Genomic DNA, 25,311 nt, shown 5'->3' with positions numbered 1-25,311 from the left:
CGCCCCGGGACGGTCGGCCCTTGGAACGGGTGGGCGGGGGCGACACGCTGGGCGGCCAGCAGGCGTGCCGCCCACCGGACACGGCCGCGCTGTCGAAGAGAAGAGAGGAGCCCGCGCGTGCCCCACCCGCGCGGCCAGTTGGGCCGGCTCACCCGCCGTCAGGGCGCTTCTCCCGCCCACCCGGCCAACCCGCTGCGCCGCGGGGTCGACCGGGCCCGCCGGCGGACCCTGCTCGTGGCCGTGGCGCTGCCGGCCGCGGCACTGCCCGCGCTGCTCTGCGTGGCACTGCCGCTTCCTTGGGACCTCCCGTACCGGCTGGCCGGCGCGCTCGGCGGCTGGGTCCTCGCGGCGCTGGGCACGGCACTCGGCCTGCGGCTGCGGCTGCGCGCGCTGGAGCGGCGGGCGGCCGACTCCTGGGAGCGGTCCTGGCGGCGGGTGGAGCCGCTCTGGTCGGGGCGGGCGCTGCCCTGGCGGGACCTTTCCGACGATTGATCGACTTATCGGTAAGTTGTCAAGGGCCGGACAGTACTGTGCGCGGGCGGGGTGGACCCTGTCCGGCTCCGCGCGCAGTACGGCAGACTGCCAGGGGAGAGCGGTCTGCGAGGAGGAGTCACTGCCATGTCCGAAGGTGCGGCGCCGATCAGGGTGTTCCTGCTGGACGACCACGAAGTGGTCCGTCGTGGGGTGCACGACCTGCTGGACTCGGAGCCGGACCTGCAGGTGGTCGGCGAGGCCGCCACGGTCGAACAGGCCCTGGCCCGGGTGCCCGCGCTGCGCCCGGACGTCGCGGTGCTGGACATGCGGCTGCCCGACGGCGACGGCGTGACCGTCTGCCGGGAGCTGCGCTCGCGGATGCCGGGGCTGGCCTGCCTGATGCTCACCTCCTTCGACGACGAGGAGGCGCTGCTGGACTCGATCATGGCGGGCGCGGCCGGCTACGTGCTCAAGCAGATCAGCGGCACGGACCTGGTCACCGCGATCCGCACGGTCGCCGCCGGCCAGTCGATGCTCGACCCGGGCGCCACCACCCGCCTGATGGCCCGGCTGCGCGGCGAGTCCCCGGCCCCGGCCCCCGAGTTCCCGAACCTCACCGACCGCGAACGGGAGATCCTGGCGCTGATCGGCCAGGGGTTGACGAACCGTCAGATCGGCGAGCGGGTCTTCCTCGCCGAGAAGACCGTCAAGAACCACATCTCCCGGCTGCTCGCCAAGCTCGGCGTGGAGCGCCGGGTGCAGGCCGCGGTGATCGCCACCCAGACCCTGGCCGCACAGGACCGCACCGCCTGACCGCACATCCGCTGCGACCGCGCCGCCTGAGCGCGCACAGCGCAGGACCGCACCGCGCCCGAGCGCGCACCCGCCGCGACCGCGCCGACACCGGCCCGCTCAGTGCCCCAGCGGAGCCGCCCAGTTGAGCTGGGTACCGCCGGCCGGCGGGGCGCTCAGGGTGAGTGCCCCGCCGAGCGTGCGGGCGCGTTCGGCGAGGTTGCGCAGGCCTCCGCGGCGGCCCTGGGCGGGGATGCCGACGCCGTCGTCCTGCACGGTCAGCACCACCTGGCCCGCGGAGGTCTGCAGGTGCACCTCCACCCGGCCGGCCCGGGCGTGCCGGGCCACGTTGCTGAGCGCCTCGCCGAGGACGGCGACCAGGTGGTCGGCGACCCCGGGCGGGACGTCCGTGTCCAGCAGGCCCTCCATGCTGAGCCGCGGCGCGAAGCCGAGGGCGGCCTGCGCCTCCTCCACCACGTGCACGGCGCGGGCCCGCAGGCCCTGACCCGCCCCGGCCTCGCGCACCCGCAGGCCGAAGATGGTCGAGCGGATGATCTTGATGGTCTCGTCCAGGTCGCCGACCGCCCGCAGCACCCGGTCGGAGGCCCCCGGGTGCTCGATGAACCGGGACGCGCTCTGCAGCGTCATCCCGGTCGCGAACAGCCGCTGGATCGCCAGGTCGTGCAGATCGCGGGCGATCCGGTCGCGGTCCTCCAGCACCGCCAACTGCTCGGCGTCCCGCCGCCGTTCGGCCAGCTCCAGGGCGAGCGCGGCCTGGTCGGCGAAGCCCAGCAGTGGGTCGATCTCCCGCTCGGTGAACTCCGTCTGCCCACTGCCGCGCACCAGCAGCAGCACCCCCTCGGCGTGCCCCTCCGCCCGGCCGAGCGGCACCGCCACCGCCGGGCCGAGCTCCTCGAACCGCGCCACGCACGCCCGGTAGCGGTGGTCCTCCGCCAGGTCCGGCGAGGTCATCGGCGAGCCGCCCGCGCAGGCCGCGCCGGAGAGGGTGCCCGCCAGCGGCACGTCCAGCCCGACCCGCCGGGCGCTGTTGCCGCCGAGCGCCAGCTCCACCCGCAGGCCCGCGCCGTCCGGCAGCGGGGTGAGCACCTCGGCCTGCTCGGCGCCGCTGATGTCGCACGCCCGCTGGGCGATCAGCTCCACCACCTGGGTCCGCGAACTCCCGGACAGCAGACTGCGGTTGATCTCCGCGGTGGCGGTCAGCCAGCGCTGCCTGCGCTGCGCCTCCTCGTACAGGCGGGCGTTGTCGATGGCGACGCCGGCGGCCACCGCGAGGGTGGCGATCACCGACTCGTCGTCGTCGTCGAACCCGCCGCCACCGCGCTTGTCGGTGAGGTAGATGTTGCCGAACACCTCGCCGCGCACCCGCACCGGCAGGCCCAGGAAGGTCCGCATCACCGGGTGGTGCATCGGGCAGCCGATCGACGCCGGATGGTCCTTCAGGTCCTGCAGCCGCAGCGGCTGCGGACGGCTGATCAGCTCGCCGAGCAGCCCCTTGCCGGTCGGGTACGGGCCGATCCGGGCGATGTCCTGCTCGGCGAGGCCGACGGTGAGGAACTGCGACAGCGTGTCGCCGTCGGCGCTGATCACGCCCAGCGCCGCGTACTTGGCGTCCGCGAGGACGGCCGCCGCCTCCACGATCCGCCGCAGCACCTGGGTGAGTTCCAGCTCCCGGCCCACCGAGAGGACGGCCTCCAGCAGGTTGTGCACCCGGTCCCGGGTGCCCCGTGCCGCGTCGATCCGGGCCTGCAGCTCCGCCAGCAGCTCGTCCAGCCGCAGCTGCGGAATCCGCGACCGCGGTTCCTCCTCGCGCACCCCGCTCCTCCTCATCCGTTCACCCGCCGCCCGATTGTCGCAGACGCTGGCGAACTGACGGGGCAAAGGGGACAGGAGGACGAAAGACCGGTACCGGTACCGCTCCCGGGGTCACGCCCCGACCAGCAGCACGGTGGTGCGCAGCGCGAGGTCGGCGAGGGCCCGGGGGGCGCCGGGCTGGTGGCGGACGCCGGGGAAGGCGTTGACGTCGATGATGACCGGCCCGTCGGGGGTGGGGAGCAGGTCGACGCCGAAGACGTCCAGACCGAAGGCCCAGCCCGCCATGAAGGCGAGTTCGGTCTCCTCCGCGCCCGGGGTCCAGTCCCGGCGCACCGCTTCACCGCCCGCCGTCGCCGCCAGCTCGGAGCGGCGCTGCTCGCCGAAGATCCGGCCGCCGACCACCCACACCTTGCGGTCCCAGCCGTCGCCGGGCACCACCCGCTGGGTGATCACCTGCTCGCCGGCCCGCTCGCGGGCCAGCGCCTGCCAGGCGTCCGCGGAGTCGACCCGAGCCACCAGGTCGCCCCGGCGGCTGCGCCGGCTCTTCACCACCACCGGCTCGTGCCACGGCAGTTCCTCGATCGCGCCGGCCGCCAGGGTCGGCGCGAACGGCAACCGGTGGGCCCGGGCGCGCTGCTCCATCGCCACCCGGTCCTGGCAGAACGCCGTCGCCGCCACCGAGTTGAGCACCGGGACGCCCATCTCCTCGTACTCCGCGGCGACTTCGAGCGCGTCGGCGGTCCGGGCCTTCAGCAGCACCAGGTCGGCGGGCTCCCCCGCGTCGACCCGGACGTGTCCGTCTGCCGCCAGCAGGTCGAGGGTCTCGGTCAGCAGCGGGTGTTCGGTGTCGCGGGCCAGCACGACGATCCGCAGGCGCCTCATCGGGCGGCCCGCACGGGGGCGAGCAGCGAACCGGCGGCCGGGGTGGGCCAGGAGGAGCCGGTGCGGGCGAGCCGGACCACCGCGTCGGCGACCCGCTCGACCGCGGCGGGCACCTGACGGAACGACGGGAAGTCGTTGACGTCGACGACCACCGGGCCGTCGGGGCCGAGCAGCACGTCGAGGCCGTACAGGTCGAGGCCGAACACCTCGCCGACCTGTGCGGCGAGCGCGGCCACCTCCCGACCGAGCGTCACCGGCCGTTCCCGGAACGGGTGGTGGGGGTGGAGCGGGGAGGTGCGCTCGGTGGCGAAGACCTCGCCGCCGACGCAGTACACCTTCAGGTCGAGTCCGCCGTTGGCCACGTACGGCTGGGCGATCAGCACGCCGCCGTCCGCGGGCGCGGTCAACCGGCCGAGCTCCTCGGGTCGTTCGACCAGGTGGACGGCGCGGCCCGACGATCCGTCAGCCGGCTTGACCACCAGCGGGAAGTGCCGGCCGGGTATCGCGGCGAACCCGGCGGGGTCGGTGGCCGCCCAGGTGCGCGGCATCGCCAGGCCGTGCAGCGCCGCGACCACGGCGGTCTGCGCCTTGTCGCGGACCGGGCGGATCGCCCGCGCGTCGTTGACGGTGGTGAGTCCGGCCGCGGCGGCCGACTCCAGCAGGCCGAGGCCGGGGCCGCCGGAGACGGTCTTCAGCACCCACGCGTCGTGCCGGCCGGAGCGCACCAGGGTGGAGAGGTCGAGCAGGTCGGCGCCGGGCCGTAGCACGTCCACCCGATGGCCGGTGGCGCGCAGCCGGTCGACCACCGCCAGCGGCATGCCGTCGTTGCGGTAGTGCTCCTCGACCAGGAAGCAGAACCTCATGTCGCCCCCACCCATCCCCTCTGCCCGTCCGTCGTCCCGGGCCAATCGCATCCGTCCACCCTGCCACGTTTCCCGCCGCGGATTTCGCCGGGGGCGTGCAAGAACTGCCACAGCCGCGTCACAGCCGCCGTCGTCGCGGTCTGGAACCGCTTGGTCGGGGGATGACGTTCTCATGACGTGCCCTTGGTGAGCTCTTTGAGGAGGACCGTGTGCACCACGTGATACGCCCGAACGACCTGCACGACCTGACCAGACGTCCGGTCCCGGCGGTCCTGCGTTACCCCGCCGGCGACCTGCTGGTGGTCTCCGGCCTGCCCGGCGCGGGCAAGAGCACCCTGATGCGGCGCTGCGCCGGCGCCCCGCTGGTCGACTCCCAGCACACCCGGCTCCGGTTCGAGCGCCGGCTGCCCCGCGTCCCGTACGCGCTGTACCGGCCGCTGGTCCGGCTCGCCCACTACCGGCTGCTGCGGGCCGCGGTGTTGGCGGGCGGACCCCTGGTGGTGCACGACTGCGGGACGCTGCCGTGGGTGCGCCGCTGGCTGGCCCGCACCGCCGCCCGGCAGGGCCGCGCCCTGCACCTGCTGCTGCTGGACAGCAGCCCCGCGCAGGCCGCCGACGGCCAGCGCAGTCGCGGCCGCCGGGTCTCCCGGTACGCCTTCCTGCGGCACCTGCGGGCCACCCGTGCCCTGCGCGCGGTCCTGGCGGACGGCCTCCCCCCGGGCGTCGCGTCCGCGGTGCTCCTGCCGCGCGAGGACGCACCGCGGCTGGCCGCGATCGAGTTCTCCGCCACGGCCGTTGCCGCGCCGTCGACGGACCGTCGGGCACGGACGGGCAGGTGGTCGCACGCGCCGCTGTCGGAACGCCCGACGCCGCGTACCCCCGCGGACGCGGACACCACCGCCGCCTCGGACACCGTCGCCGCCGCGGGCTCCGCGGGTGTGCTGACTGCGGCGAACGGCTGAGCCGTCCCGCGCGTCGCCGGGCGTGTCGCCGGACGGTGGCTAGTCTCCCGCCATGGGCACCCCTGAACCCCAGCGCGGCCCGCGGCCGCAGCACTCGCCGCAGCCGCAGCGCGGCCCGCAGGCCCGGCGGCTGGCCGACCGGCTCACCGCGCAGTTCCGCGTCCCGATCGAGCCGCAGTACGACCAGGGCAGCCGCCGGTGGACGCTGCGCTGGTACGACGGCCCGACGGTCGCGGCGGTGCGCACCGCGCTGGAGCGGCAGCAGCCGGACGGCGAACGGTTCGCGGTGCGGCGGGACTTCACCACCCGGGCGCTGGTGCTGGCGGCGATCCGGGAGACCCGGGCCGGGGCGATGCACCGCTTCGAGGGCAGTTGGGGCCAGCGCTACCACCTGGAGCAGCTGCTGGGCGACCAGGAGCACCCCGACCGCCCGTCCGGCCCGCGCGAGGCGGCGATGCTGGAGCGGCTGCTGGCGGCCGCCACCGCCGCCACCGGACGGGGCGTCAGCGCGCCCGACGAGGCGCGCGCCTTCGCGCTGGTCGCCCGCGACGGCGTGGCCTGGCTGCTGCCCGGCGACGGCCTGGCCGGCCCCGCCGACCGCGACGGGCTGGCGCTCAGCCCGCTGGAGTACCTGACCTCCCGTTACGCGACCGGCGTCCACCGCACGGCCTGGGAGACCGCGCTGGCCGTCCTGCCGGTCCGCACCGCGGTCACCGCCGCGCGCGAGGACACCGGCGCCGACCCGGACGCCGCCCGCGCCGCGCTCACCCTGCTGCCGGTCCTGCGGGCCCAGCTCTCCGCCGAACTCGACGAGGCGGAGCGCCAGTTGGCGCGTGCGGCGGACGGATCCGCGGTGGCTCAGCGGAGTTGACGGAGCCGCCACCCTGGTCCGGACCGACCACCGGCAGCGTGTCGACCCCCATTCTGCCTGTTCACGCGCGTCTTCGGTAGGACCGAGCGCACAACTCGATTCCCTTGTCCGGCGGGGCCGCCGGACCGCAGACTCGTCGTCATTCCCCCAGCTGACGACGAATGGAGTCGTGTGTTCGAACACGTCGATGCCGACCTTGCCCTGCGTGCCCGGGTACTGCTGCTGGGCAGTGAACCGCCCACGGCCCAACAGGCTTACCTGGCACACCGGTTGCTCGCCCGGGTGAACCCGGCCGCGCACCTGCCCCGGCTCGCCCTGGCGGCGATCGAACTCACCGGCCACTACCCGGTCCTGCTCGACCGCGACCTGCAACTGCGGTTGCTGGCGGAGGCGTTGGCGGCGGCCGCGGCGATCGACCCGGGCGACCCGTACCGGCCGGCGGCGCTGGCGGCGATCCGGGCCGCGTACGGCAGCCAGCTCGACAAGCTGGGCATCCGCCCGGACGAGGTGGGCTGACGCCCCGCCGGGCCGCCGACCTCGCGGTCGGCGGCCCGGACCCGCGGGCGGCGGCCGGCGGCCGGTCCGGATCAGATGAACCGCCAGAGGTGGTCGGACGTCCCGTTGTCGTCCCACAGGACGATCTGGGCTCCCTGGGAGGTGGAGGCCCCGGAGACGCCGAGGACACGGCCGGCGGCGGACTGGATCCGGAAGGTGTCGCCGCCGCCGTGGCGCAGGCGCCACCGGTGGTCGGCGGTCCCGTTGTCGGCCCACTGGACGACCCTCGAGCCGTTGGCGGTGCCGCCGCCCTCCACACCGAGGACCTTGCCGCTGTTGGAGTTCCTGAGCCGCAGGTAGCCGCCGGAGTCGACCACCGCGGTCCACAGGTGGTCCGCGGTGCCGTTGTCGCCCCACTGGATCACCAGGGCGCCGTCGGCGGTCGACGCGCTCTGCACGCCGAGCAGCAGCCCGCTGTTCACGTTCTGGATGCGCCGGGTGCCGGTCGGGACGAACCACCACCGGCTGGTGGCCGCACTGGTGTCCGGGACCTGCACGGCGAAGGCGCCCTGCGCGGTGGAGGCGCCGGCGATGCCGAGCAGCTTGGCGCTGTTGGCGTTCCGCAGGCCGTGCGAGCCGTCGGCCGTCTCGACCACGCTCCACCGGTGGTCGGCGGTGCCGTTGTCCGACCACTGGAGCACCGAGGCGTTGTCGGCGGTGGACATGTTCTGCACGCCCAGCACCTTGCCGCTGTTGGCGTTGCGCAGGCGCAGCGCGCTGCCGTCGACGACCAGGCCCCAGTCGTGGTCGGCGGTGCCGCTGTCGCCCCACTGGAGGGCGGCGCCGCCGTCGGCGGTGGACATGTTCTGCACGCCGAGCACCAGCCCGCTGCCCGCGTTGAGCAGGCGGAATCCGGTGCTGCTCCGGGTGCTCCAGTAGACGGAGTAGTTGAAGCCCTGCGCGTCGTGGAACGGGCCGAGGTTGACGGACGATCCGTTGGCGCTCGCGGTGAAGGCGAGGCCGGTGCCGCCGGTCCGGGTGATCGACGCCGGGTCGAGGACCGGGAGCGCGGCGAGGGCGGTGCTGCCGTAGTTGCCGCACAGGACGACGGGGCCGTAGGTGACCGCGGCGACGTCCGGGTTGTCGTTGGCGGCCCGCAGCGCGACCCGCATGGGCAGCGTGACGGTCACCGTGTCGCCGGAGGTCCAGGAGCGCGTCAGGGTGGCGTAACTGCCCGGCGTGGTCGCGATGTTCTGCACCGTGCCGTTGACGCTGACGGTGGCTCCGGAGGTCCAGGCCGGAATGCGGATGCGCATCGACCAGGTGTCGCCGGCGCTGCCGGTGACCTTGAGCGTGGTGGTCTCCTCCGCGGGGTACGCGGTGGTCTGGGTGATGGTGAGGCCGCGCTCGGCCCAGGTGAGGACCGTGGGCACGAAGAGGTTCACGATCAGGGTGGTGCCGTCGCGGAAGTAGACGGAGTCCGCCAGCTTGGTGTTGGACTCCACTCCGGTGCCCTGGCAGCACCAGAAGGAGTCGTAGTCGGTGCTCCAGGTACCGCCGCCCCAGGCCGGGCCGACGCCGCGGCGGGCGCCCGCCTTGAGCGGGGTGAAGTAGGTGACGTGCCCGTGCGGGTCGGCCGGGTTCTGCGCGCCGACGACGTGGTTGAGCAGGGCCCGCTCGTAGAAGTCGAAGTACGCCGTCTGGCCGGGGTCCAACTGCCAGAGCTCACGGGTGAGTTTGAGCATGTTGTACGAGTTGCAGAGCTCGCAGTTGTCGTTGGTCAGCTGGGAGGCGATCGCGTTGGGTGCGCGGAAGTGCTCGGCCTGGCTGTTGCCGCCGATGGCGTAGCTGTGCGCGGTGGTGCAGAAGTTCCAGGCCTGGGAGGCGATGTCGTGGTAGCGCGTCGTCCCGGTGGCCCGGTACTCGCGGACGGCGCCGATCCACTTGGGCACCTGGGTGTTGGCGTGCAGGCCGTTCAGCTGGTCCTGGCCGGCGGCCAGCGGGTCGAACACGGCCGCGTGGTCGAAGCGCTGGGCGACCGTCAGCCAGCGCGCGTCCCCGGTCTGCAGGTTCAGGTCGGCCAGCACCTCGTTCATGCCGCCGAACTCGGTGCCCATCAGCGCCTGCATCTGGTTCCGGGTGAGCCTGCCGGTGCGCTGGTCGACCCAGCCGGCCAGGGCCAGCAGGACGTCCCGGGCCTGGGTGCTGCCCAGCAGGCGCCACACGTCGAGCAGGCCGGCCATGGTCTTGTGGACGCAGTAGTAGGGGACGTTGCCGTTCGTGAGCGAGCCGGACTCGAGCTGGGCGAAGTCGTTCTCGGGGAAGCCCGAGAGGTAGCCGGCGGAGAACCCCGCGGCGGCGTTGTTGGCCTGGCACTTGGCCAGCTCGGCCACCATGTAGGCGGCCTTGTCGCGGCAGACGGTGTCGCCCGTTCCCGCGTAGGCCTGGGCCCACGCGCTGAGGAAGTGCCCCTGCACGTGGGTGCGGAACGGGAACGACGGGGCGTCCCACCCTCCGTTCGAGGCGGCGGCGTTGGTGGACATCCGGTGGTTGGCACGGAAGTTGTACAGCAGGCGGTCGACGTCGACGAAGCGCAGGTACGCCAGGGTGCGGTCCTGGTTGTCGCGCAACCGGCCGGCGGTGAGCCGGACCTGGGTGAGGTCGAACGGCTGCGTCGTGCTGCCGACGGCTTCGGCGGCCTCGGCGGCCGCCGGGGTGAGGCCGAGGCCGACGGCGGGTGCGAGGGCCAGTACGCCGGTCGCCTTGAGCAGGCTGCGGCGGTTCAGGGCGGGGGACGACATCGCGGGATCTGGTCCTTCCGGGTGGGGGAGGAAACCGGCGTCCGACTGTTAGCGTTAACAATTTTGCTTGCGAGCAGCGTCCGGCCGGCAGTGCGGGTGGCGAGCAAAGGGGGTGGCGTCGAAGCGTCGCCGAGGTGCGGAGAGCGCGAGGTCCAACCATTTGGACAGGTGTCACGTTTATAGCCCCGACATCTCGATCCCGTCCAGGGGCGCGACAGAGCCGTGGAGTCGTCCACATCGGACGTCTTGACGGTGTGTCAGCGGATGGCAATAGTGGGGAGTCGCCATGTGAGCGATAACAACTGGCCTCGGGTCAGAGCGCGGCGTCGCGGGCCAGCAGGGCGGCCTGGACGCGGTTGTCGCAGTCGAGCTTGGCCAGGATCCGGCTGACGTAGGTCTTCACGGTGGCCTCGCTCATCCGCAGCCGGGTGCCGGTGTCGGCGTTGGAGAGTCCCTCGCCGAGTAGCTCGACCACCTCGCGTTCGCGCGCGGTGAGGACGGCCAGGCGTCGCCTGGCCTGCTCGCCGCGGGCGGCGGCGGGGCCGGCGGCCAGGCTGTCCACGATGTGCCGGGTGGCGGCCGGGGAGAGGAAGGCGTGGCCGGTGGCGGCGGCCCGCACCGCCTGGATCAGCTCGCCGGGCGCGGTGTCCTTCAGCAGGAACCCGGCGCCGCCGGAGGTGATCGCCCGCAGCACGTTCTCCCGCTCGCCGAAGGTGGTGAGCACCAGCGCCCGGGCGGCGGGCGCCACCCGGGGCAGTTCGGCGAGCGCGCTCAGGCCGTCCAGCACCGGCATCTGGATGTCCAGCAGCACCACGTCCGCGGCCGGCGTCCGGGCCAGTTCGAGGGCCTGCACGCCGTCCGCGGCCTCGCCGACCACCTCGATGTCCTCGGCGGAGGTGAGGATCATCCGGATGCCGGCCCGGATGAGCGGCTCGTCGTCGGCCACCAGCACGCGGATCACGGGGCGGACACTCCTTGCACGGCGGTCGTCGGTGCGATGGTCATACCTTGCCATGGAAGTGCTGCTTCTCCACCAGCACGCCGTCCCGGAAGCAGAACCGCACCACGTCCTGCTCGCCGTCGGCGGTCTGCTGGTCGCCGGCGAACCACCGGCAGTGCGCACCCTCCGGGACCGGCGGGCCGATCTTGCGGAAGTCGCCGGTGAGGAAGTCGCTCCCGGAGGGCAGCCGGTCGTCGACCTGCGACTCCGCGTCGCCGACCTGGATCGAGTCGTACAGCTTCGCCGGCACGGTGGCGTCCCGCATCGAGGTCACGAACATGACCACGCCGATCACCGCGACCACCGCGACCCCGGCGAGCACCGCCAGCGCACCCACCGCGCAGCCCACCGCGGGGCTCCGGCGGCGGCGCTCCGGACCCACCAACAGCTCTTCCAGGCCCGCGAGTTCCTCGTCCTGCTCGGCCTCCCGCGCGCCGCCGTCCGCGGTGTACGGCAGCAGTCCGGCCATCCGGTAGCCGCCGTCCGGGGTGGCCCCCGCGTGCACGATCCCGCCGAGCAGCCGGGCCCGTTCGCGCAGCCCCGTCAGTCCCTGCCCGCCGGAGACCGCCGCCACCGCCTCGCCCTGCGGCCGGCCGTTCACCACCTCCACCACCAGGGTGTCCGGCTCGTACCGGAGGGTGACGGCGATCGGCGCGCCCGGCGCGTGCTTGTGCGCGTTGGTCAGCCCCTCCTGGACGATCCGGTACGCGGCGTGGCCGGTGGGTGCCGCCAGCGGCACCGCACTGCCCTCGTGCCGCAGGTCGACCTTGGCGCCGGCCGCCCGGGACGCCTCGGCGAGCCGGTCGACCGCGTCCACGCCGCCCGCCTCCGGCACCGTGTCGTCCCGCAACAGGCCGACCACTTCCCGCAGTTCGCGCATCGCGCCGGTGGCGGCCTGGCGCAGCACCGCGACCGCCTCGCGCTGCCGCTCGCCGAGCGTGCGGTCCACCTCGAGCGCGCCGGTGTGCACGGCGATCAGCGCCAGCTGGTGGCCGAGGCTGTCGTGCATGTCCTGGGCGATCCGGTGCCGCTCCCGCAGCCGGGCCTGATGGGCGATCATCACCCGTTCCCTGACCAGCTGCGCATTGCGCTCGCGCAGGCTGTCCAGCAGCGCGACCCGCTGCGCCCGGTACCGCCCGAACAGCGCGGGCAGCACGCCGATCAGCAGGAACCCGGCGACGCACAGCCCGAGCAGCAGCGGCACCGGCAGCCGGTCGTGGGCGTTCTGCAGCAGGGCGACGCCGGTCAGCGCGACGAAGCCCGCACCGAACGCCGCGGGCGCGCTCCACGGCCGGTTCAGCCGGCGGCCCGCCGAGTAGCCGGCCGCCGCCAGCACCGGGACGAACCCGCCGGGCCCGCCCGCCGCGGCCGCGGCCAGCACCAGCACCGGACCCGGCAGGCCGCGCCGCAGCGCGAACAGCACCGCGCTGCCGCCGAGCACCGCGAACAGCGGCCAGCCCCCGTCGTCCGCCCGCTGCAGCAGCGCCGCCACCCCGCACACCGCGAGCCCGCCGAGCAGCTCCTTGACCACCAGCCGCCGGCGCCAGGGCCCCGGAAACACCTTCGCCACCCACTCACCGATCACCCCCCGAGGCTAGCCAACCCGCCACCCGAACGGCTGCCCCCGAAAGTCGCGACCCCGCTCCGACGATCGGCGCACCACGCGGTGGACGGGCAGGCGTCTCGGGGTCGTCCCGGAGGGGTCTCGGTGCTGCCGGGCCGGGCGGGATGGGGGCCGGATGGGGGCTCGGCCCGGATGGCGCGGGCGGCGGATTCGGTGATGCTCCTTCAGGCGGCCGCACGTGGCCGCCCTGAGGAACTGACCGACCGTCACGGGGAGCCGTTGTGAACGCTGTTGTGCGCCGTAGTCGTAGCCGTTGGACCGCCGTCGCCGCGGGGGCGGCGCTGGCCGCGCTGGTGGTGGGGACGGCCGCCGGGCCCGCGTCGGCGGCCACGGGGACGGCGGCCGTGGGCGTGGAGCGTACGGCGGCGACGGTGCCGCCGCTGGACCGGGCGGCCGTGCAGCGGGTGCTGGCGGAACTGCCGACCGCGGACGTGTCCGGCGCGCTGGTGCGCATCTCCGGGCGGGCGGGCCGGATGACCGCGGTGGGCGGGGTCGGCGACCCTGCCACCGGGCGGGCGCCGGACGCGGACGGCCGGTTCCGGGTCGGCTCGATCTCCAAGGTGTTCACCGCGACCGTGGTGCTGCAGCTAGCCGCCGAGCACCGGATCGACCTGGCGGCGCCGGTGCAGCAGTACCTGCCGGGGCTGCTGGACGCGTCCTACCCGCCGATCCCGGTGGGCGACCTGCTCAACCACACCAGCGGGCTGCCGAACGGCGCCGCCGGGCCGTGGGGCGACGGCACCGCGGCCTGGTTCGTCGACCACCGCTTCGAGGCCTGGACCCCCGAGCAGGTGGTGGCCACCATGGCCGGCGAGCCGATGGTCTTCGCGCCCGGCACCGCGCAGCAGTACAACGGCATGAACACCTTCGTGGCCGGCCTGCTGGTCGAGAAGGTCACCGGCCGGAGCTACGCCCGCGAGGTCCGCGAGCGGATCATCCGCCCGCTCGGCCTGCACGACACCTCCGTCCCGGCGACGGACGACCCGGCGCTGACCCGCCCGACCGCCCGGCCGCGGCTCACGGTGCCGAACCCGGACGGCACCTCGCGGCAGGTCGACGTGACCGAGCAGAGCCCGTGGCCGTGGGCGGAGGGCGGTCTGATCTCCAGCGCCCCCGACCTGGACCGCTTCATCGGCGCCCTGTTCCGCGGCCAGTTGCTGCCGCCCGCCCAGCAGCAGGCGCTGTTCACCGTCCCGGACGTGCCCACCTACCACAGCAGCAAGTGCACGACCGGACCGGACGCGGGCCGCGCCTGCATGAGCATGGGCCTGGAGCGCTTCGCCCTGGGCGACGTCGTGGTCTGGGGCAAGACCGGCTCCCGGCCGGGCTGGACCAGTGGCGTCTTCGCCACCCGGGACCTGTCCCGGACCGTCGTCTACTCGCTCAACCCGACCGGCACGGACGGCGTCGAGATGCCGGTGATCATGCAGCTGGCCGCGGCCGCGCTCGGCTGACGCGCGCCCGTCCGCCTGAATCCTCGCCTGACGCCGGGTCAGGGGCCGCCGAGCCGGGCGAGCAGGATCGCCACGTCGTCCGCGCGGTGGGCGGCGTGGCGGGCGTGGCCGAGGAGCAGGTCGGCGAGGGATTCCAGGGTGGGGGCGGTGGCGTGGGCGAAGGCGGCGCGGAGCCGGTCGATGCCCTCGGCCAGGGGGGTGCCGGCGTGCTCGACCAGGCCGTCGGTGTACAGCAGGAGGGTGGCGTCGGGCGGCAGGACTGTCTCGGTGACGGGGTAGTCGACGCCGCGGTCGATGCCGAGCAGCGGGCCGCCCTCCAGGTCGAGGACGGTGGTGCGGCCGTCGGCGGCCCGCAGCAGCGGCGGCAGGTGGCCGGCCCGGACGGCGCGCAGGGTGTGCCGCCGGGGGTCGAGGCGCAGGATGCAGCACGAGGCGAGCAGCCCGCTGTCGAGGTCGACCAGCAGGTGGTTGGTGCGGTCGGCGACGGCTTCGACGGGCTCGTCACCGCTGGCGAACGCCCGTACCGCGCTGCGGAGTTGGCCCATCAGGGCGGCGGCCTTCACACTGTGGCCCTCGACGTCGCCGATCACCAGGAAGACGCCGTCGGGGGTGGGGATCACGTCGTACCAGTCGCCGCCGATCTCCATGCCGCGGGTGCCGGGCAGGTAGCGGGCGGCGGTGGCGAGGCCGGGGACGGCGGGGAGCCGGTGCGGGAGCAGGGCCTGCTGCAGGCCGCGGGCGACGGCGGACTCGGCGTCGTAGAGGCGGGCGCGCTCCAGGGCCTGGGCGATCAGGCCGCCGAGGCCGGTGAGCACGGAGCGGTCCTCGGCGGTGAACCGGCGGGCCCGGTCGAAGCCGAGGATCAGGCTGCCGACGGGGTGTCCGGAGGCGATCAGCGGGAGGAAGGCCCAGGCCTGCATCTCGTCGCGGGCGAGGCCGGGGTAGGCGGCGGCGAGTTCGCGCTCGGACTCGAAGAAGATCGGCGCGCCGCTGGTGAAGACCTCCGCCCCGGGCAGCCGGGCCCGGATCGGGGTGCCCTCGAACGGCTCCAGGAACCCCTGCGGGTAGCCGCTCTCCGCCACCAGGTGCATGCGGCCGGTCTGCGCCAGGTAGAGCGCGAGTTCCTGGCCGCCGAAGCCCGGCAGGATCTGGTCGATCACGCAGTCGGAGACCTCCTGGACGGTGACCGCCTCGGTGAGGGCGCTGGCGAGCGCCAGCAGGTGGTAGACCGCGCCGACGGAGGCCGGGGTGGGCGGCGGCGCCTCGGGCAGGGTGACGTCGGCGCTGGGCGCGGCGGGGACGATCCGGCCGGTCAGGCCGTGCGCGTCGGGGTACAGCGAGAACGCCAGCCAGTGGTCGGGCGGGCGGCGGGCGAGGAACGCGGTGGGCTGCTGGGAGATCATCGCGGAGCGGTAGCGGTCCTCGTAGGCGGGGTCGGCGAGCCAGGACAGCACCTCCCAGGGGTGGCGGGAGAGCAGTTCCTCGCGGGTGGCGTGCAGCAGCAGTTCGGCGCTGCGGTTGACGTAGCCGACCCGGCCGTCGGGGTCGAGCGCGAAGACGCCGTCGCGCAGCCGCTCCACCGCGGCGGTGGCGGCCACGGCGGCGGTGGCGTCCAGCACGGCGACCACCAGGGTCGCCGGGGCGGCGACGGGGTGGCCGTACAGGTCGAGCAGCCGGTGGCCGCCCCCGGCTTCGCGCAGCCGCACCCGCTGGGTGAACGGGCGGCCGCTCCGGGCGGCCTCCCGGGCGGTCTGCCGCAGCGGGGCGACGTCCTCGGCGGCGATCCGTTCCAGCAGGGTGGTGTCGCGGCCGTCGAACCGGTCGAGTCCGAGGATCTCGCGCAGTCCGTCGTCGACGGAGAGCCGGTTGGTGGCGAGGTCCCAGTCGAGGAAGCCGAGCCGGACGCCGTCGCCGCCGGGCACCGGCAGCGCCACCACCGCCGGAGTGCCGTCGGCGCGCACCTCCTCGCCGTACGGGAGCAGCGCGGTGGCGAGGCGGTTGCCCGCGGTGCGCAGTTGGCGGCGGGTGGCGGCGGGCGGGCGGGTGCCGTTGGCGGGCCAGAACACCGTGATCACGCCGAAGGTCTGGTCGCCGGCCGTGACGGGCGTGCTCGCGGAGGCGTGCGCGTAGGGCAGTCCGACGGCGAGCCGCGGGTAGCGGCGCATGGTGTCGTCGGCGTCGGCGAGGACGATGGTGCGCCCGCCGCGGTACGAGTCGGCGACCGGCAGCGGCGCGGCCACCGCGATCCGGTGGAACGGTTCCAGCAGCCGCAGCGGGATGCCGACCACGGTGGCCACCACCAGCGAGCGGCGGTCGGCGGAGCGCAGGTACAGCACGCCGCCGTACGCGGAGGTGGTGCGGACGGCGCGCAGCAGGCCGTCGGCCAGCAGCGGTTCGGTGGCCGCGCCCCAGCGTGGGCGGGCGGCGGCCGGCGCGGGGCCGGTGCGCGTCGTCGGGTCGCTGTCGGGTGGCGGTTCCGGTTCGCTGACGGTCGGCGGTTCGGAGGGGTCCGCCGGGTCACCCAGGCGCATGTACTTCTCTGTACGCCGCCGCCTCGGGGGGTGTCAAACGGGGGAAGGCGGCCCCTCCGTCCGGGTGAGGCCTGATTGCCGCCGGTATGACAAGGGGATCATCGGCCGGTATGCCGAAGTCCTCGCCGTCGTCTCCCCCACCACCCTCGTGCTCACCCCTGCCGCCGCGCGGCCCACGCGTCCGTCCGCTGCGCCGGCTCCGCACGCTGCGGCAGCTGCGGCCGGGTCGGCGGGTCGCCGCGCTCACCGGGCTGGCCGTCCTCGCCACCGGGTGCTCCGCGTTCTCCTCCGGGGACGGCGACCAGCACACCGCGGTACCGGCCGCGCCACCCGCGGTCCAGCTCGCCGCCGTCCGGCCCGCGACCGTCCCGCAGGGCGCCGCCCAGCAGGAGCTGAACAGCCGGATCGGCCTCGCCGAGCAGGAGTTGACGCTCCAGCAGGCGGTACTGACCGCCCGCCGCTGGGGGCTGGCCACTCCCCCGCTGAAGGCCCCGGCGGCTCCCCGGACCAAGCCCGAGCTCACCGAGCAGCCCGGCGTCAAGCACACCGCCGGACTGCCGCCGGTGGTCTACCGGGTGCCGACCTCCGACAAGGTGGTCTTCCTGACCGTCGACGACGGCGCCGAGAAGGACCCCCGGTTCAGCACGATGGCCGCCGAGCTCGGCGTCCCGCTCTCCGCGTTCCTCTCCGACTACCTGGCCCGCTCCGACTACGGCTACTTCCGCACCATGCGCGACCACGGCGTCGCGGTGAACAACCACACCATCACCCACCCCGACCTGCGCCGCCTCGACCAGGCCGGACTCCAGCGCGAGATCTGCGGCCAGCAGGACCGCCTGCAGAAGGAACTCGGCACCCGCCCCCGGCTCTTCCGACCCCCCTACGGCGAGTACACCGACGCCGTCCTGCGCACCGCCGCCTCCTGCGGCATCACCGCCGTCCCGCTCTGGAACGAGGAGGCCTTCCCCGACCACGTCGAGTACCGCTACGCCGACCAGAAGCTCCACCCCGGCGACATCATCCTCACCCACTTCCGCGCCCCCGCACCCGACTGGAAGGGCACCATGCCCGACATGCTCCGCCGGGTCATCGCCACCGCCACCGCCCAGGGCTTCGCCATCGCCCGCCTGGAGGACTACCTGTAGCGCAGCTGGATCGTGCGCGGCTCCCGTCGCACGGCGCGTGCCTACGCGTGGAGGCTGCCGGCGAGCAGGGCGCGGAGGGGTTCGGTGTCCGGTGTGTCGGCGACGGCGGCGTCGAGGGCATCGTCCATGCCGTGCTCCCACGCGTCGGGCAGGGCGAGTCCGGGCTGCCCCGACCAGTCCGGGGCTTTGAACACCCGGTTTCGGCGACGGTCGGAGTCCGCGGCCCGCGCTCGCGTCAGGTGGTCCGGTGATGTGCTCACGCGTCACACTCCAGCCGCAGTTCGGGCTCCGGCGGCCGGATCCCGGGCATGCCCGGGGAGACGCTGCGGGCTTTGCGCGGGGTGCGGGTTGCGTCCTGATCTGCTCGCGTTCTTCGCCGGTGAGCCCGCCGAGGTCGGTCTCGACGCGGCGGATCAACGTGCGGATGCGCTTGATCTCCTCCTCGGACAGGGTCGCTTCGGTGCGGGCCCAGGCGTCGAGGTCGGTGGCGGCGGCGAGGCGTTCGCGGTCCCGCAAGAGTGCGTCGAGGTAGGTCCGTAGCTCGGGGAGGTAGGAGGGGGCGGTGCGGAAGTGGTCGCAGCCGACCGCATCGTCGGGTTGCCAACCCTGCTGCCGCCGCCGCTCCTTCGACCTCGCAGCGGGCACGCCGGCAGGGCATCACGCCCCGCCCTGGGGGAAACGCGAGCGGGCCCGGTGCGTTGAGACACACCGGGCCCGGACCATCAGTAGCGGGGACAGGATTTGAACCTGCGACCTCTGGGTTATGAGCCCAGCGAGCTACCGAGCTGCTCCACCCCGCGTCGGTGACCTGGACTCTACGGCACGTCAGCTGCCGGACGCGAACCGGTTTGCCGGTGCGGTGGTTCGCCGGCGTGCCCGGGCGGGCAGGAGCGACCCCGGGGCGGGGGGCATCGAGGGGCGGGGGGACGGGTGGCGATCACGGCGGTACACGCCGAGCGGGGCAGGTTGGATGCGAGCCGGGACGACCTTGAGTGCGGCTCGACCTGGACGGCCGTGCACCGGGCGCGCCCCCGCATGCCGCTGGCCTGGCCGGAGTGCGGGCATGGCATTGCACGCCAAGCTCTCCCCCACCCGGATGCGGTGCTTCGCCCACGACGCCGGGGCGCAGCGCTGCGCGCTGGCCGGTGAGTCGATGGAGCACTACCTGCTGAAGCTGGCGACTGCGGTCCGGGGCGTCGGGTGGAATGCGGAGTTGGAAGTGTGTGCACCGGACGCCTCGTGGCGGGCGGACCGCACCCCGATCGGCGCCGCAGGTCACCAGGTCGAGCGGAGTCCACCGGCCTCCCGGCGACGTTGCCTAGGCTGGCCGTCCCAGCCGATGCACCCGCGACGAGGATGTACCCCATGCGCAGCAGCAGCACGAGGATCCGCCTGATCGAGCCCGCCGACGCCGCGCCGATCGCCGTGCATCGGGCGCGGGACGTCGAGGCGTTCCGGCCGTGGGAGCCGGTCCAGTCGGCCGGGTTCTTCACCGCGGAGGGCCAGGCGGAGCGGATCGAGAGGCTGCTGGCCGGGCACCGGGCCGGTACGGTCTGGCCGGGCGTGGTGCTGGCGGACGACGCGGTGATCGGGCAGGTCACCGTCGGGGGCATCCTGCCGCAGGCGCACCTGCGTCGCGGCTCGGTCGGGTACTGGATCGGCAGTGTCGCCCAGAACCAGGGCCACGCCGGGCGCGCCGTCGGGCTCGCGCTCCGGATGATGGCGGACGAACTCGGGCTGCACCGCGCCGAGGCGTCCACCAACCTGGAGAACCTGCCGTCGCAGCGGGTCCTGCGCCGCAACGGGTTCAGCCCGTACGGCGTCGCGCACTCCTCGATCCTGCTCGACGGGCAGTGGCGGGACGCGCTGCTGTGGGAGCGGATCCTCGACGTCTAGTCACCCGCGTCTAGTCACCCGCGCCGCCGTCGGCGATGGCAATGCGGTGGTGGAGGGTCGCCGGGTCGGCGAGGTGGGTGACCAGCCAGGTGGCGACGGTGGTGCGGGTGGCGGTGCCGGCGCGGGGCAGGGGGCGGTCGTAGGCGGTGACGGGGGCGGGGGCGGCGGGGCCGTCCTTGAGCATCGGGACGCGGAGCACCGTCCAGGGCAGGTCGGAGGCGGCGAGGACGGCTTCCATCCGGGCCAGGTCGCGGTGGATCTCGCGGTAGAGGCGGTCGACGACCAGCCGGGTGACCAGCCGTTGGGCGAGCGGCAGGTGGTCGCTGTCGAGGCCTGCGGAGGACATCACCAGCACGTGGCGCAGCCCGGGTACGGCCGTCAACTCCCGTGCGGCGTCCGAGAAGACGGTGGTGGCGGCGCGGCCGGAGGTGCCGAGCGCGGCGACCACGACATCCTGCCCGGCGACGGCGGCCTGCAGCGCGCCGGGTGACTGGACGTCAGCCCGGGCGACCCGCAGGGCCCGTGGGGCGACGGCGTCGGGCGCGGACAGTTTCGCGGGGTCGCGGACCACGGCGGTGACCTCGTGGCCGGCGGCCAGCGCGAGGTCGGTGACCAGGCGGCCGGTGCGTCCGGCGGCTCCCAGAACGGCGATGCGCATCGGTGGTTCCTCCTCGGATGGGGCCCTGCACCGCACGGACGGCCGGGGCAGCGCCGGGGCAGCGCGGGGACTGGTAATTCATTCAGACAGCCTGTATGACTGATTTCAGTGAACCACACCCGCGCCAACGCGAGAAGCGCACCGGAGAGGCGAGGAACCATGGACACCCACCGCAACGACACGTACGCCGACACCCCCCCAGGACGCCCGCTACCCCGACCTGGCCGGCCGAGTGGCCGTGGTCACCGGCGGCAGTCGCGGGATCGGCGCCGAGACCGCCCGCGCCTTCGCCCGGCAGGGCGCCGCCGTCGCCGTGATCGGCCGCGACCAGCAGGCGCTGGAGGCCGTCGCCGAGGAACTGCGCGCCGCGGGCGGCAGCGGGCTCGCGGTCGTCGCCGACTGCACCGACGCGCAGGCGCTGGCCCGGGGGGCCGCCGCGATCGAGGACGCGCTCGGACCGGTCGAGGTGCTCGCGGCGTTCGCGGGCGGCGACGGCTACCCGGTACCCACCGCGAAGGAGAGCCCGGAGCACTGGCGGGCGGTGCTGGACGGCAACCTGACCGCCGCCTTCCTCACCGTCCGAGCCTTCCTCCCGGGCCTGTCGGAGCGCCGCCGCGGCTCGGTGATCACCATGGCGTCCACCGCCGGCCGGCTGCCCAGCGGGGCGAGTGCGGCGTACGCGGCGGCCAAGGCGGGGGTGCTGATGCTCACCCGGCACCTGGCGCTGGAGGTCGCCGGCGAGGGCGTGCGGGTCAACGCGATCGCCCCGGGCGCGGTGCGCACCGAGCGGACGGCCGCGCAGATGCCGCCCGAGGTGCAGCGCACGGTCGCCGCGGCGCACCCGCTCGGGCGGCTCGGCGAACCGGCCGACATCGCGGCGGCCGCGCTCTTCCTGGCCTCCGACGCGTCGTCCTGGATCACCGGCCAGACCCTGGACGTGAGCGGCGGCCGCGTCATCCTCTGAGCCGCGTCATCCTCTGGGCCGGGTCGTCACCGCAGCCGGGTCGTCGACGAAACCGGGGGCCGCGGCGGACGGGGGATACTGCCAGTCGACAGACGTGCACCGAGCAGGGGAGGCGAAGGCGATGAGCCCCCGGTCCTACCGGATGGGACAGCGGCAGGCCGACGTCGACGAGACGCGCGCCAGGATCGTCGAGGCGGCCCGCCGCCACCTCGCCGAGACCGGCGCGCTCTCGCTGGACGCGGTGGCCCGCCGGGCGGACGTCGCCCGGGCCACCGTGTACTACCAGTTCGGCTCGCGGACCGGGCTGTTGGAGGCGGTGTGCGACGCGCTCGCCGCCGACGGCGGGCTGGACCGGCTGGCCTCGGTGTTCACCGCCGCCGATCCGTGGCAGGCGATCGACGGGTTCGTCGCCGCGTTCGGCGAGTTCTGGGCGGTCGACCGGCTGTGCACCCGCCGGCTGCGCGCGCTGGCCGCGCTGGACGAGGAGACCGCCCAGGTGATCGCCGACCGGGACGCCCGCCGGCACCAGGGCGCCCGGGTGCTCACCGCCCGGCTGCCCGAGCCGCCCGCGGACGCCGGAGCACTGCTCGCCGCCCTCACCGGCTTCGAGACGTACGACGCACTGGCGCGCGAACTCACCGGCCCCGACGGCGACTTGCGCAGCGCGGTGCCGGTGCTCGCCCGCGCCGTCCGGGCCGCCCTCGGGGGCGACCCGGACGCGGGTTGAACCGCGCGACGAACCGCAGGACCACCGATCGGAGCGCGATCAGCCCAGGACGAGGAACTGCTTGCCGTCGATGATCTCCCGGGCGGCGTCCAGGTGACCGGCGTGGCAGGCGGTTTCGGCGATGACGTGGAGCAGCAGGTCGCGCAGGTCGTGCACGTGCGGCTCGCCGAACATCTCCTGCGGCCACCAACCGAGCGGCGTCTCGGGGGCGTTGGCGGTGATGACGGCGTCGGCGAGGTCGGTCTCGCGGCGGTAGATCGCGAAGATGTCGGCGGCGGTCAGGTCCGCGCCGGGCTTCCACGAGTCGGGGGCGCTGCCGCCGGTGAAGAGCTCGACCAGTGCGGGGTCGGCGGCGAGCACGGCGCGGAACCAGAACCGTTCCACGTCCAGCGCGAGGTGCTGGACGATGCCCAGGCTGTGCCAGCCGGAGGGGAGGACGGGGCGGCGCAGGGCCTCCTCGTCGAGTCCGTCGAGGATGGTCAGGACGTGCTGCCGCTGCTGGTTGAGGACCCGCAACAGCGCCGCGACCTCGCGGTCGGTAGTGGTGTCGGCCATGACCCCAGGATTCCCGAACTTCCGTGCTCGCGGCGGCAGTTCGTCGATCACGGGGCAAAGACCGCACGTTCGGAGACGCGCGGGCGCGGGGTTCGGGCGGGCGGCCCGCCCGGTGGCGGGCCGTCCAGCATGCGGAAATGCCGACGTCAGGCGGGCTCGGCGTGCTCTTCTGGCGGCCCGCCCCCGGAAACAGCCGCGTCCCGTGGAGGTCCGCCGGGGAAGGTCCCGTGGAAGGAGTCCCGCCCATGCTGTCCGTGCTGCCCTCGCTCGACGGACTGGAGTTCGCCCCGGTCGCCCGCCCCGAGGCCGGCGAGGTCGACCGCGCCACCCGCTTCGCGTACCACGAGCAGGACGGCGTGGTCTGGGCCGACTACCGCGGCGGCGACATCGTCCGCGGTCACCTGGTCGGCACCCGCAGCGGCGACGCCGTCGAGTTCCGCTACGTCCAGCTCAACCGCCACGGCGAGACCAACTCCGGCCACTGCGTGAGCACCCTCACCCGGCTCGCCGACGGCCGCCTCCGGATGGACGAGACGTGGCGGTGGGAGTCCCGCCCGGGCTCGGGCACCAGCGCCGTCGAGGAGGTCCTGCCGCGCTGACTGTCGGTGCCCGCCGCTAACGTCCCGCAGCATGACGGACACCAGCACGACGGACACCAGCGCCAGCGGAGCCAGCGGCATGACGGATCGTGAGAGCTTCGCCCCGCTCGTCTTCCTCGAGTACGACCACAAGCCCGGCTCGTACTGCCTGCTCCTCACGGACGATCACATGCTCTCCGTGGAGGACGTGTTCACCGCCGCCGGGCGGGACAACGGCGGGTACGGCTGGGAGGCGGTCGCCCGCTCCGCCGTCCGCTCCCGGGCGCCGCACCTCGACGGCCGCTTCGGCTACGACCCGGAGGCCGGCATGTTCGTCGCGTACGGCGAGGACGCCGCCGCCCTGCGCGAGCTGGGCGCCCTGCTGTGCGCCGCGTTCGGGGACCGGGCGACGCTGCGCGAGCTGATCGACGCGGCCGACGAGGAATGGTTCGACTGAGCTCCGACCTGGACGCACGGAACGCCGACGGCCGCCCCCTCCCGACATGAGGGGGCGGCCGTCGGCGTGTGCGGGTGGTCCGTGGGCGGACCGGTCAGGCGGTGGGACCTCAGATGGAGAGGACCTGGCCCGGGAAGATGACGTCCGGGTTGGCGCCGATGGTCGAGGCGTTGGCGTTGAACAGCGCGTCGACGGTGGTGCCGTTGGCGGCGGCGATGGCGCTCAGGGTGTCACCGGACTTGACGGTGTAGTTGCCGCCGGTCGACTTCGCGGTGGAGCTCTTCTTCCAGGACTGGGCGCCCTGGTCGGAGGACTGCGGCGCCTGGGCGCGGCTCTCGGAGCGCGAGGCCTTGCTGCTGCTGTCGGTGGTGGTGTTGGTGGACTGCGCGTCGCTGCCGGTGGTGGCCGGCTTCGACGACTTGGTGGTCGCGCTGGAGCTGGTGGTGCTGCTGGACGCGGTCGACGAGGAGGTGTCGACCTGGGCAGCGGCGCCGCCCTTGGTCAGACCCGCCACGACCGAGCAGACCGGCCACGCGCCGGGGCCCTGGTCGGCCAGCACCTTCTCGGCGACGGAGATCTGCTGCGCCTTGGTGGCCAGGTTGGCCTGCGCGGCGTAGGCGGTGCCGCCGTACGCGGCCCAGGTGGAGGAGGTGAACTGCAGGCCACCGTAGAAGCCGTTGCCGGTGTCGATCGACCAGTTGCCGGTCGACTCGCACTGGGCGACCTTGTCCCAGGTGGACACGTCCGCGGCCGAGGCCGAGGTCGCCGTCACGAGGCCCGCCACCGGGAGGACGGCCACCGCGGAGCCCGCCACGATGGCGGCACGGACGCGGTTGCGGTTGCGGCTGCCCTTCTCGGCGGTGGCGGCGATCTTGGTGGCGGTGGTCTCGTTACGGAAGATCATGCGATTCCTTTCGGATGCCCCGGGCAGGCAGGCGGAACCAGGGGCTCGGATCGAGCCCGGCTGTTGTCTCGCGCCTTGTGAATCGGACGGGGCCGTCGTCGTGACGTGCCTTCCGTCGCGGTCACCCTGCCCGCTTGGGCGGCTAGGTTGCCGCACCGGGGCGTTGGTTTCGGGTGATCCCGGGTAGTGCGCCCTGCACTGGTTACGAAGTTACGGGCGCTCGCCGCGAAGTCCAAGCATTCGAAGGTTTACGCAGGTCAGGGCCATGTTACCGGCGGTACAGCGGCCCTTTCGGCGGGGCCGGCCCGCCAGTTTCCGGGCCCGGCCGTCGGCCGCTGTGACCGGGCTCACCGGTTTTGGCGCCCACCGGCCGGGGAACCCCGCACGCTGCGTGGCGGACCGCTGACCGGCTGCCGACCGTCCAGCGTCCCGCGTATGGGGCGGGCCACAGCGCTGACGCCGCGTCGGCCGCGCCCTCACGCTCCGTACCGGAAAAGGGCGTTCGGGACCCGCGCGCGGTCAGTCCAGCGCGGTGAGCACCCGGGGGCCGTCCTCGGTGACCGCGACGGTGTGCTCGGCGTGCGCGCCGCGCGAACCGTCGGCCGAGCGCAGCGTCCAGCCGTCCGGGTCGACCTCCAGCTCGTCGGTGCCGGTGCACCACCAGGGTTCGAGCGCCAGCGTCAGGCCGGGGCGCAGCACCAGGCCGCGGCCGGCCCGGCCGCGGTTGGGGACGTGCGGGTCCTCGTGCATGGTGCGGCCGAGGCCGTGGCCGCCGAAGTCGGTGTTGATCCGGTAGCCGCCGGCGTCGCCGACCGCGCTGATCGCCGCGGAGAGGTCGCCGATCC

24 protein-coding genes and 1 tRNA gene are annotated in these 25,311 nt (G+C 74.4%); 12 read left to right on the top strand and 13 right to left on the bottom strand.

Translation table 11 applies throughout. The features are described 5' to 3' along the window. The first annotated feature begins 117 nt into the window (after positions 1 to 117). Entirely contained in the window at positions 118 to 492 is a 375-nt protein-coding gene (locus tag AB0K51_RS29055; protein ID WP_363460201.1) for a hypothetical protein, read from the top strand. Between the two features lie 126 nt (positions 493 to 618). Further along, positions 619 to 1,287, top strand: a complete 669-nt coding sequence (locus tag AB0K51_RS29050) for a response regulator transcription factor (protein ID WP_363460200.1) — start codon at positions 619 to 621, stop codon at positions 1,285 to 1,287. Between the two features lie 99 nt (positions 1,288 to 1,386). Here AB0K51_RS29050 and AB0K51_RS29045 read toward each other — a convergent pair whose 3' ends face one another. From AB0K51_RS29045 to AB0K51_RS29035, 3 genes are all read right to left on the bottom strand, one after another. Beyond that, a complete protein-coding gene (locus AB0K51_RS29045; RefSeq protein WP_363460198.1) occupies positions 1,387 to 3,114 on the bottom strand; it encodes a GAF domain-containing protein in 1,728 nt (575 codons plus the stop codon). 96 nt (positions 3,115 to 3,210) lie between these two features. Beyond that, the gene (locus AB0K51_RS29040; protein ID WP_363460196.1) at positions 3,211 to 3,981 is read right to left on the bottom strand and encodes an alpha-L-glutamate ligase; all 771 of its coding nucleotides are present in this window, start codon (positions 3,979 to 3,981) and stop codon (positions 3,211 to 3,213) included. Further along, positions 3,978 to 4,844, bottom strand: a complete 867-nt coding sequence (locus AB0K51_RS29035) for a hypothetical protein (RefSeq protein ID WP_363460195.1) — start codon at positions 4,842 to 4,844, stop codon at positions 3,978 to 3,980. The genes AB0K51_RS29040 and AB0K51_RS29035 overlap by 4 nt, the downstream gene beginning before the upstream one ends. A gap of 209 nt (positions 4,845 to 5,053) precedes the next feature. Between AB0K51_RS29035 and AB0K51_RS29030 the strand changes: the two genes are divergently transcribed. From AB0K51_RS29030 to AB0K51_RS29020, 3 genes are all read left to right on the top strand, one after another. Continuing rightward, the gene (locus AB0K51_RS29030) at positions 5,054 to 5,806 is read left to right on the top strand and encodes an AAA family ATPase (protein WP_363460193.1); all 753 of its coding nucleotides are present in this window, start codon (positions 5,054 to 5,056) and stop codon (positions 5,804 to 5,806) included. Between the two features lie 52 nt (positions 5,807 to 5,858). Beyond that, complete coding sequence (locus AB0K51_RS29025; RefSeq protein WP_363460191.1) at positions 5,859 to 6,677, top strand: hypothetical protein; 819 nt, start codon at positions 5,859 to 5,861, stop codon at positions 6,675 to 6,677. 171 nt (positions 6,678 to 6,848) lie between these two features. Next, positions 6,849 to 7,193 (top strand): hypothetical protein, encoded by a 345-nt coding sequence (locus AB0K51_RS29020; RefSeq protein WP_363460189.1) that lies wholly within the window; start codon positions 6,849 to 6,851, stop codon positions 7,191 to 7,193. A 71-nt stretch (positions 7,194 to 7,264) separates the two neighbouring features. Here AB0K51_RS29020 and AB0K51_RS29015 read toward each other — a convergent pair whose 3' ends face one another. The 3 genes from AB0K51_RS29015 to AB0K51_RS29005 all read right to left on the bottom strand — a co-directional run bounded on the left by AB0K51_RS29015 (position 7,265) and on the right by AB0K51_RS29005 (position 12,558). Further along, positions 7,265 to 9,973: a beta-L-arabinofuranosidase domain-containing protein gene (locus AB0K51_RS29015; protein WP_363460187.1), complete on the bottom strand. Its 2,709-nt coding sequence runs from the start codon at positions 9,971 to 9,973 to the stop codon at positions 7,265 to 7,267. Positions 9,974 to 10,286: 313 nt separating this feature from the next. After that, a complete protein-coding gene (locus AB0K51_RS29010) occupies positions 10,287 to 10,934 on the bottom strand; it encodes a response regulator transcription factor (RefSeq protein ID WP_363460185.1) in 648 nt (215 codons plus the stop codon). A 40-nt stretch (positions 10,935 to 10,974) separates the two neighbouring features. Beyond that, entirely contained in the window at positions 10,975 to 12,558 is a 1,584-nt protein-coding gene (locus AB0K51_RS29005; protein ID WP_363460183.1) for a histidine kinase, read from the bottom strand. A gap of 260 nt (positions 12,559 to 12,818) precedes the next feature. Here AB0K51_RS29005 and AB0K51_RS29000 point away from each other — a divergent pair, with 260 nt between their 5' ends. Next, complete coding sequence (locus AB0K51_RS29000; RefSeq protein WP_363460181.1) at positions 12,819 to 14,051, top strand: serine hydrolase domain-containing protein; 1,233 nt, start codon at positions 12,819 to 12,821, stop codon at positions 14,049 to 14,051. A gap of 38 nt (positions 14,052 to 14,089) precedes the next feature. Here the strand turns inward: AB0K51_RS29000 and AB0K51_RS28995 are convergent, their stop codons facing one another. Further along, on the bottom strand, positions 14,090 to 16,582 hold the full coding sequence (locus AB0K51_RS28995; protein ID WP_363460179.1) for a SpoIIE family protein phosphatase: 2,493 nt from the start codon (positions 16,580 to 16,582) through the stop codon (positions 14,090 to 14,092). Positions 16,583 to 16,692: 110 nt separating this feature from the next. Between AB0K51_RS28995 and AB0K51_RS28990 the strand changes: the two genes are divergently transcribed. Further along, entirely contained in the window at positions 16,693 to 17,727 is a 1,035-nt protein-coding gene (locus AB0K51_RS28990; RefSeq protein WP_363460177.1) for a polysaccharide deacetylase family protein, read from the top strand. A gap of 41 nt (positions 17,728 to 17,768) precedes the next feature. Here AB0K51_RS28990 and AB0K51_RS28985 read toward each other — a convergent pair whose 3' ends face one another. Then, positions 17,769 to 17,987 (bottom strand): hypothetical protein, encoded by a 219-nt coding sequence (locus AB0K51_RS28985; RefSeq protein WP_363460175.1) that lies wholly within the window; start codon positions 17,985 to 17,987, stop codon positions 17,769 to 17,771. A 466-nt stretch (positions 17,988 to 18,453) separates the two neighbouring features. Then, a tRNA-Met gene (locus AB0K51_RS28980) sits at positions 18,454 to 18,527 on the bottom strand. A 565-nt stretch (positions 18,528 to 19,092) separates the two neighbouring features. Between AB0K51_RS28980 and AB0K51_RS28975 the strand changes: the two genes are divergently transcribed. Further along, positions 19,093 to 19,623, top strand: a complete 531-nt coding sequence (locus AB0K51_RS28975) for a GNAT family protein (protein WP_363460173.1) — start codon at positions 19,093 to 19,095, stop codon at positions 19,621 to 19,623. A 10-nt stretch (positions 19,624 to 19,633) separates the two neighbouring features. Here the strand turns inward: AB0K51_RS28975 and AB0K51_RS28970 are convergent, their stop codons facing one another. After that, entirely contained in the window at positions 19,634 to 20,281 is a 648-nt protein-coding gene (locus AB0K51_RS28970; RefSeq protein ID WP_363460171.1) for an NAD(P)-binding oxidoreductase, read from the bottom strand. 232 nt (positions 20,282 to 20,513) lie between these two features. On the opposite strand from AB0K51_RS28970, the gene AB0K51_RS28965 reads away from it, so the two are divergent. Together AB0K51_RS28965 and AB0K51_RS28960 are read left to right on the top strand one after the other, a co-directional pair. Then, positions 20,514 to 21,245, top strand: coding sequence for an SDR family NAD(P)-dependent oxidoreductase (locus AB0K51_RS28965; RefSeq protein ID WP_363460169.1), 732 nt, complete (start codon positions 20,514 to 20,516; stop codon positions 21,243 to 21,245). Positions 21,246 to 21,366: 121 nt separating this feature from the next. Further along, positions 21,367 to 21,972: a helix-turn-helix domain-containing protein gene (locus AB0K51_RS28960; protein ID WP_363460167.1), complete on the top strand. Its 606-nt coding sequence runs from the start codon at positions 21,367 to 21,369 to the stop codon at positions 21,970 to 21,972. Between the two features lie 39 nt (positions 21,973 to 22,011). Here the strand turns inward: AB0K51_RS28960 and AB0K51_RS28955 are convergent, their stop codons facing one another. Continuing rightward, complete coding sequence (locus tag AB0K51_RS28955; protein WP_363460166.1) at positions 22,012 to 22,527, bottom strand: DinB family protein; 516 nt, start codon at positions 22,525 to 22,527, stop codon at positions 22,012 to 22,014. A 254-nt stretch (positions 22,528 to 22,781) separates the two neighbouring features. On the opposite strand from AB0K51_RS28955, the gene AB0K51_RS28950 reads away from it, so the two are divergent. Together AB0K51_RS28950 and AB0K51_RS28945 are read left to right on the top strand one after the other, a co-directional pair. Next, a complete protein-coding gene (locus AB0K51_RS28950; protein ID WP_363460230.1) occupies positions 22,782 to 23,126 on the top strand; it encodes a hypothetical protein in 345 nt (114 codons plus the stop codon). A gap of 31 nt (positions 23,127 to 23,157) precedes the next feature. Further along, complete coding sequence (locus AB0K51_RS28945; RefSeq protein WP_363460164.1) at positions 23,158 to 23,562, top strand: immunity 51 family protein; 405 nt, start codon at positions 23,158 to 23,160, stop codon at positions 23,560 to 23,562. A 109-nt stretch (positions 23,563 to 23,671) separates the two neighbouring features. Here the strand turns inward: AB0K51_RS28945 and AB0K51_RS28940 are convergent, their stop codons facing one another. Together AB0K51_RS28940 and AB0K51_RS28935 are read right to left on the bottom strand one after the other, a co-directional pair. Further along, entirely contained in the window at positions 23,672 to 24,466 is a 795-nt protein-coding gene (locus AB0K51_RS28940) for a transglycosylase family protein (RefSeq protein ID WP_363460162.1), read from the bottom strand. Positions 24,467 to 24,985: 519 nt separating this feature from the next. Continuing rightward, the coding region (locus AB0K51_RS28935; RefSeq protein WP_363460160.1) for a M24 family metallopeptidase at positions 24,986 to 25,311 on the bottom strand (326 nt) is incomplete at its 5' end.

Origin of the sequence: Kitasatospora sp. NPDC049285, assembly GCF_040678815.1 — a bacterium.
Lineage (GTDB): Bacteria > Actinomycetota > Actinomycetes > Streptomycetales > Streptomycetaceae > Kitasatospora.
This window is presented reverse-complemented; position numbering and strand designations above follow the sequence as displayed.